The sequence below is a fragment of the Stenotrophomonas sp. P5_A8 genome (assembly GCF_056400545.1).
On the sequence record NZ_JBFULB010000211.1, the window covers coordinates 1 to 6,904 of the forward strand.

The 6,904-nt window shown below is 68.8% G+C and carries 6 protein-coding genes; 1 reads left to right on the top strand and 5 read right to left on the bottom strand.

Annotated features, from left to right (window positions below; genetic code table 11):
* Window positions 1-206 (bottom strand): hypothetical protein (locus tag AC1DQP_RS14255; protein WP_478051843.1); only part of this gene is annotated, 206 nt, incomplete at its 3' end.
* 67 nt (window positions 207-273) lie between these two features.
* Window positions 274-2,946: a pyruvate dehydrogenase (acetyl-transferring), homodimeric type gene (aceE, locus tag AC1DQP_RS14260; RefSeq protein WP_478051844.1), complete on the bottom strand. Its 2,673-nt coding sequence runs from the start codon at window positions 2,944-2,946 to the stop codon at window positions 274-276.
* A 180-nt stretch (window positions 2,947-3,126) separates the two neighbouring features.
* Here aceE and AC1DQP_RS14265 point away from each other — a divergent pair, with 180 nt between their 5' ends.
* Window positions 3,127-4,059 carry a LysR family transcriptional regulator gene (locus tag AC1DQP_RS14265; RefSeq protein ID WP_478051845.1) on the top strand — a complete coding sequence of 311 codons (933 nt, stop codon included), beginning with the start codon at window positions 3,127-3,129 and terminating at the stop codon, window positions 4,057-4,059.
* A gap of 48 nt (window positions 4,060-4,107) precedes the next feature.
* Here the strand turns inward: AC1DQP_RS14265 and AC1DQP_RS14270 are convergent, their stop codons facing one another.
* The 3 genes from AC1DQP_RS14270 to AC1DQP_RS14280 form a co-directional block, all read right to left on the bottom strand.
* On the bottom strand, window positions 4,108-5,217 hold the full coding sequence (locus AC1DQP_RS14270) for an NADH:flavin oxidoreductase/NADH oxidase (protein ID WP_256775238.1): 1,110 nt from the start codon (window positions 5,215-5,217) through the stop codon (window positions 4,108-4,110).
* Window positions 5,218-5,338: 121 nt separating this feature from the next.
* Window positions 5,339-6,160 (bottom strand): NAD-dependent protein deacetylase, encoded by an 822-nt coding sequence (locus AC1DQP_RS14275; protein ID WP_478051846.1) that lies wholly within the window; start codon window positions 6,158-6,160, stop codon window positions 5,339-5,341.
* Between the two features lie 40 nt (window positions 6,161-6,200).
* Entirely contained in the window at window positions 6,201-6,614 is a 414-nt protein-coding gene (locus AC1DQP_RS14280) for an acyl-CoA thioesterase (RefSeq protein ID WP_457318273.1), read from the bottom strand.
* Between the last annotated feature and the right edge of the window lie 290 nt (window positions 6,615-6,904).

The window sequence follows — 6,904 nt, forward strand, 5'->3', positions numbered from 1 at the left end:
GCCACAGGCTGTGCCGGATCGGCATCCAGCGCAACCAACCGGCCATGCAGGCTACCGGGACCGGCTTCGGTGCGGGCGATGGCGCACGACGGCAGCAGCCCGCAGCACAGCACTAGCGCGAGGAACAAGACGAAGCCGGGGCCCGGCTGTCGATCGCGCTTCATCACTGCCTCCGTGCTGTCAGCTGGATACCAGGCATCCAGCATGCCAGTGTCCCTGTCGTGCCGAAGAGACTTGGGTCGCGCTATCGATGGCGTGAATGCATTGGTCTGCCTACACCGCCGCCGGGTCCACCTTCTCCACATCGATCCCGTATTTCTCGATCGCCACCTGCAGCTGCCCGCGCGCGATCCGCCCGTCATCGGCCAGCGCCTTCAGCGCGGCCAGCACGATGAAGTGCCGGTCCACCTCGAAGAACGTACGCAGTGCCTCGCGCGTGTCCGAGCGGCCGAAGCCGTCGGTGCCCAGCGCGGTGAAGCGGCGGCCTTCGACGAACGGGCGGATCTGGTCGGCGACGATCTTCATGTAGTCGGTGGCCACCACCAGCGGACCGGCGTGCGCGGCCAGGCACTGCTGCACGTACGGTACGCGCGGTTCCTGCAGCGGGTGCAGCAGGTTCCAGCGCTCGATGGCCAGGCCGTCGCGGCGCAGTTCGGTCAGGCTGGTGGCGCTCCAGACGTCGCTGGCAATGCCGAAATCCTGCTGCAGCAGCGCAGCGGCCGCTTCCACCTCGCGCAGGATCGCGCCGCTGCCCATCAGCTGCACGCGCAGCGCCGGATCGCTGTCGGCGGTGGCCGGATGCAGCAGGTACATGCCCTTGAGGATGCCTTCCTCGGCACCGTCGGGCATGGCCGGGTGCGGGTAGTTCTCGTTGAGCACGGTGATGTAGTAGTAGATGTCTTCCTGGTCCACGTACATGCGGCGCAGACCGTCCTGGATGATCACCGCCAGCTCGAAGTTGTAGGTGGGATCAAACGACACGCAGCTGGGAATCACCGAGGACAGCACGTGGCTGTGCCCGTCGTCGTGCTGCAGGCCCTCGCCCATCAGCGTGGTGCGCCCGGAGGTGGCACCCAGCAGGAACCCGCGGGTGCGTGCGTCGGCGGCAGCCCAGGCCAGGTCACCCACGCGTTGCAGGCCGAACATCGAGTAGAAGATGTAGAACGGAATCGTCGCCAGGCCATGGTTGCTGTAGGCGGTGCCGGCGGCGATCCAGGAGCAGATCGCGCCGGACTCGTTGATGCCTTCCTGCAGGATCTGCCCGTCCTTTGCTTCCTTGTAATAGCTGAGCTGGCCGGCGTCCTGCGGCGTGTAGAGCTGGCCCAGGTAGGAGTGGATGCCGATCTGGCGGAACAGGCCTTCCATGCCGAAGGTGCGCGATTCATCGGGCACGATCGGGATGATCAGCTTGCCCAGTGCCGGGTCCTTGAGCAGGGTGCCCAGGATGCGCACGAAGCCCATGGTGGTGGACTGGCCGCGCTCACCGCTGCCCTGCAGCTGGGCGGCAAAGGCCGACAGCGCCGGCACCGGCAGCGGATCGACGTGGGTCAGGCGCGCGGGCAACTGGCCGCCCTGGGCCTGGCGGCGCTGGGCGAAGTAGCGTTCCTCCACGCTGCCCGGTACCGGGCGCAGGTACGGCATGTCTTCGAGCTGGTCGTCGCTGACCGGCAGGTCGAAGCGGTCGCGGAAGGCGCGCACTGCGTCCAGGCTCATCTTCTTGAGCTGGTGGTTGATGTTCTGCCCTTCGCCGGCCTCGCCCATGCCGAAGCCCTTGACCGTCTTGGCCAGGATCACGCTCGGGCGGCCGTTGCCGGCCACGGCCTGGGCGTAGGCGGCATACACCTTCTGCGGATCGTGACCGCCACGGGCAAGCGCCCAGATGTCGTCATCGCTCATGTCCGCGACCAGGTCGAGCAACGCCGGATACTTGCCGAAGAAATGCTCGCGCACGTAGGCGCCGCTCTGCGACTTGAAGGTCTGGTAGTCGCCGTCCACGCATTCCATCATGCGCTGGCGCAGCAGGCCGGTGCTGTCCCTGGCCAGCAGCGCGTCCCAGCCGCCGCCCCAGATCACCTTGATGACGTTCCAGCCGGCGGCGCGGAAGGTGCCTTCCAGTTCCTGGATGACCTTGGCGTTGCCGCGCACCGGGCCGTCCAGGCGCTGCAGGTTGCAGTTGACCACGAACACCAGGTTGTCCAGGCGCTCGCGCCCGGCCACCGAGATGGCGGCCAGCGATTCGGGCTGGTCCATTTCGCCATCGCCGAGGAACGCCCAGACCTTGCGGCCCTGGTGCTCCTTCAGACCGCGATATTCCAGGTAGCGCATGTAGCGTGCCTGGTAGGCCGCGGTGAGCGGGCCCAGGCCCATCGACACGGTGGGGAACTGCCAGAACTCGGGCATCAGCCGCGGGTGCGGATAGGAGGACAGGCCGTCGCGATCGGACTCGCGGCGGAAGTTGTCCATGCGCGCCGGATCGATGCGGCCCTCGACGAAGGCGCGGCCGTAGATGCCCGGGGCGGAGTGGCCCTGGATGTAGATCATGTCGCCGTCGAAGGTATCGGTGCGGCCGCGGAAGAAATGATCGAAGCCGACGTCGTACAACACCGCGGCCGACTGGTAGGTGGCGATATGCCCGCCGACGTTGGAGTGCTTGCCGGCGCGCAGCACCATCACCATCGCGTTCCAGCGGATCATCGCGTTGAGCCGACGCTCGATCGCTAGGTCGCCCGGATAGGCCGGCTGGCGCTCGACCGGGATGCTGTTGACGTAGGCCGTCCAGGCCCGGGCATGCAGGTCGCCATGGCGGGCCACGTCCAGGTCGCTGAGCTGGTCGATCAGGTAGTGCGCGCGCGGGCGCCCGGCCACGTCGGTGACCGCCTGCAGCGCTTCACGCCATTCCTGGGTTTCCTGGGGGTCGCTATCGAGGGGGGCGAGCGCTGGGTCCATGGTCCATCTCCGGCAAAGGCAGCCACTCCTGGCCGGCGTGCACTCACCGGGGAGGGAGGCCGCCGCGCGGAGTGGCAGGGAGCACCACCATAGGAGCCGGTCCGGGCGGCCGGTAGATGCGGCGCTCTTGGCTCTTTATAAAGACAAACTTTGCAATCACAGGCGAGAATGGCGGTCAGCATGAATATTCTCCAGTCAATCCGCAGCTTCATCCGTACCGCCGATGCCGGCAGCCTGGCCGCGGCCGCCCGCACCCTGGGCATCAGCGCCGCGGCGGTCGGGCAGAACATCGCGCGGCTCGAGGCGCATCTGGGCGTGCGCCTGTTCAACCGCACCACCCGCCAGCTGGCGCTGACCGAGCGCGGCGCGCTGTACCTGGCGCAGGTGCGCTACATCGAGCGCGACCTGCAACGCGCACAGGCAGCGGTGACCGACCTGGACGCCACCCCCGAAGGCCGCCTGCGCATCGCCTGCAGCACCTCCTTCGGACGCCACAAGCTGGCCCCGCTGCTGCCGTCGCTGAAGGCGCGCTACCCGCGGCTGGCGATCGAGCTGCTGCTGGCCGACCGGGCGGTGGACCACGCGCGCGAAGACGTGGATGTGAGCATCCGCATCGAGCCGCAGCTGGAGGAAGGCCTGGTGGCGCGCCCGATCGCGCAGGTGCCGTTCGTGTTCTGTGCGGCGCCTTCCTACCTGGCGCGCACCGGCGTACCGCGCACGCCCGAAGCCCTGCGCGAGCACCGCTGCCTGTTGTTCCGGCATCCCAAGGATGGCCGCCACCTGCGCTGGGGCTTCGTGCGCGATGGCCTGCGTTTCGATGCGGAGGTGAGCCCGGCCCTGGTCAGCGACGATATCGATGCGTTGGCCGCGATGGCGCTGGCCGGCGGCGGCATCACCCGGCTGGCGGCATTTGTCGCCGCGCCGTATCTGGCGCGGGGTGAATTGCAGGCGTTGTTCGAAGGCAACGAGGCCGGCGATGCGCAGGCGCTGCCCGAGCCGATGCGGCTGTTCCTGTGCGTCAGCGATCGGCGCGATCTCACCCCGAAGGTGCGTGCGTTGATGCAGCACATCGTGGACGGGCTGCCGGCCGAATGGCGGGTCGACGGCRGCTGACGCCGGCGTGTGCAGGCGATGGCACTTGGCCACCGCCTGCCGGGTGCATCAGCGCGGCGGTGCGATGAACACGCCGCGTGCTTCACGCGGCTCACAGCGCAGGTACTGCGGCGCCGGTTCCAGCGAATCGCCGAGTGCGGCGGCGGCATGCCAGGGCCAGCGCGGGTCGTAGAGGATGCCGCGGGCCAGCGCGATGGCGTCGGCGTGGCTGTGGCGCAGAATCGACTCGGCCTGGGCCGGATCGGTGATCAGGCCGACGGCGATCACCGGCATGCGCAGCTTCTGCGCCTTGATCGCTTCAGCGAACGGCACCTGGTAGCCCGGCGACAACGGAATCTGCTGGCGCGGATCATTGCCGCCGCTGGAGACATGCAGGAACTGGCAACCGCGCCCGTCCAGCACATGCGCCAGCGTGGTGGTCTGCTCGATATCCCAGCCGCCGGCGACCCAATCGCTGGCCGAGATGCGCACGCCCACCGCGATGCGATCGGACACCGCCTCTCGCACGGCATCGAACACGCGCACCAGCAGGCGCATGCGGTTCTGCAGCGAGCCGCCGTATTCGTCCTCGCGCTTGTTGCTCAGCGGCGACAGGAACTGGTGCAGCAGGTACCCGTGCGCGGCATGCAGTTCGATCAGGTCCAAGCCGATGCGTTCGGCGCGCTGTGCGGCGACCACGAACGCCTCCACCACCGCATCGATGCCGGCACTGTCCAGCGCCTGCGGGGCCGGATCGGTGGGGCTGAAGGGAATGGCCGAGGGCGCGTAGGTGGTCCAGGCGCGCGGGTCGGAGGCCGGCAGCGCGCCGCCGCCTTCCCACGGTCGCGCCGAGGACGCCTTGCGACCGGCATGGGCCAGCTGCACGCCGATGGGCATCGGCGACCAGCGCTTCACCGCGTCGATCACGTGCTTGAGCGCGGCTTCGGTTGCATCGTTCCACAGGCCCAGGTCGGCCCAGCTGATGCGGCCTTCGGGCAGCACGGCGGTAGCCTCCAGGATCAGCAGGCCGGCGCCGGACTGGGACAGCTGGCCCAGGTGGATCTGGTGCCAGTCGTTGGCCAGACCATCGGTGGAGGAGTACTGGCACATCGGCGCGATGACGATGCGGTTGGCCAGCGACAGCGGGCCAAAGGACACGGGGGAGAAAAGCTGGCTCAAGTGGGGGACTCTGGCGAATGCGGAAAACCGGACGCTATTGCACTCCTGCTGGGCCTGCGAGGCAACCGTGTCGATGGATCACAGTTTCGCGGTGGCACACGTGGGGCGGCACCGTCGGCCCTCAGGCGTTGGCCGCCGACGGCAGCAGGAAGGCCAGGGCCGGGGCACAGGGCTGCTCGATCTTGAGGCTGAGCAGCGCATCGGCGCGGGTGCGGCCCAGGTTGAGCGCGGCCACCGGCAGGCCGGCCGTGGCGGCCGCCTGGACGAAACGGAAGCCGGAATAGACCATCAGCGAGGAGCCAACCACCAGCACGGCATCGGCCTGGGCCAGGTGGGCGTGGACGGCGGCGACGCGCTCGCGGGGCACGCTTTCGCCGAAAAAGACCACATCCGGCTTGAGGAGACCGCCGCATTGCGGGCAGGCCGGGACCTGGAAAGCGCTGAAATCCACGCCCTCCAGATCGGCATCGCCGTCGGGGGCCTGGGCGGCGTCGAGCCGGTCCCAGCCAGGGTTGTGGTCGAGCAGGCGTTGCTGGAACGCATCGCGCGGGGTGCGCGCCTCGCAGCCCATACAGCGCACCTGGTCCAGCCTGCCGTGCAGGTCGATGACCGCCTGGCTGCCGGCGCGCTGGTGCAGGCGGTCGACGTTCTGGGTGAGCAGCACCTCGAGCTGGCCGCGCGCTTCGAGTGCGGCCAGGGCGGCATGGGTGCCGTTGGGGTGTGCCTGGCCGAAGCGCGGCCAGCCCAGCAGGCTGCGCGCCCAGTAGCGCTGGCGGGTGGCCAGCTCGCCCATGAAGGCCTGGTAGGTCACCGGCGGGGTGCGCTTCCACTGGCCATCGGCATCGCGGTAATCGGGGATGCCCGAATCGGTGCTGCAGCCGGCGCCGGTGAGGACGAACAGGCGTTGGGCACGGTCGATGAAGTCGGCGAGCGGGCTGGACATGCTGATCAGGTGGGGGCGCGCGGCGGCGAACCCAATCCGCTTACGGGCCGGGGATGGCGTCGGGCAGCGGCGGCACGGCGGTGGGATGGCCGTCGGCATCCAGGGCGATCATGACGAAATGACCGCGGGTGCAGAGCTTGCGCTCGCCGGTGTGGAGGTCTTCGGCGATCAGCTCCACTTCCACCTTCATCGAGCTGCGGCCGACCTCGACGATGCGGCCGATGGTCTCGACCATCTGGCCGATGCGGATGGGCAGTTTGAAGTCGACCTGGTCCGACCGCGCGGTGACCACGGTGCGGCGCGAATAGCGGGCGGCGGCGAGGAAGGCGGCCTTGTCCATCCAGGCCAGCGCCTGGCCACCGAACAGGGTGCCGAGGTGGTTGGTGTGATTGGGGAAGACGATCTCGGCCATGCTGATTTCAGTGGGCGGGATGGGGTCGGGGGTGGAGGACATGGGGATGGCCGGTGTGAGGGGGAGTCGGCGCGGATGATACGGCAGGGGGTGGGGTGGGTGTGTCGCGTTGTTGGCGTTTTGTCTGCTATCGCGTGGAGAAGGCTGGGCCCCCATTGCAGGACACGCCGCAAGTACGTCCTGTAGGCTCGCATGCGCCATCCATGGCGCATGACGGTCCTGCAACGGGGGCCCAACCTTCTCTGGACGGTTTGCCTGCGCGCGGATGCGAGAGCGGGTTGGCTGGGTGGGCACGGATCTGGGGGACGGGGAGAAGAGCAGCCGAGCGTGGC

What these genes read in the sequence shown, in the direction of transcription:
- aceE (WP_478051844.1), bottom strand. Translation starts at nt 2,946, where the DNA reads ATGGACCCAGCGCTCGCCCCCCTCGATAGCGACCCCCAGGAAACCCAG.
- AC1DQP_RS14275 (WP_478051846.1), bottom strand. Translation starts at nt 6,160, where the DNA reads ATGTCCAGCCCGCTCGCCGACTTCATCGACCGTGCCCAACGCCTGTTC.
- AC1DQP_RS14280 (WP_457318273.1), bottom strand. Translation starts at nt 6,614, where the DNA reads ATGTCCTCCACCCCCGACCCCATCCCGCCCACTGAAATCAGCATGGCC.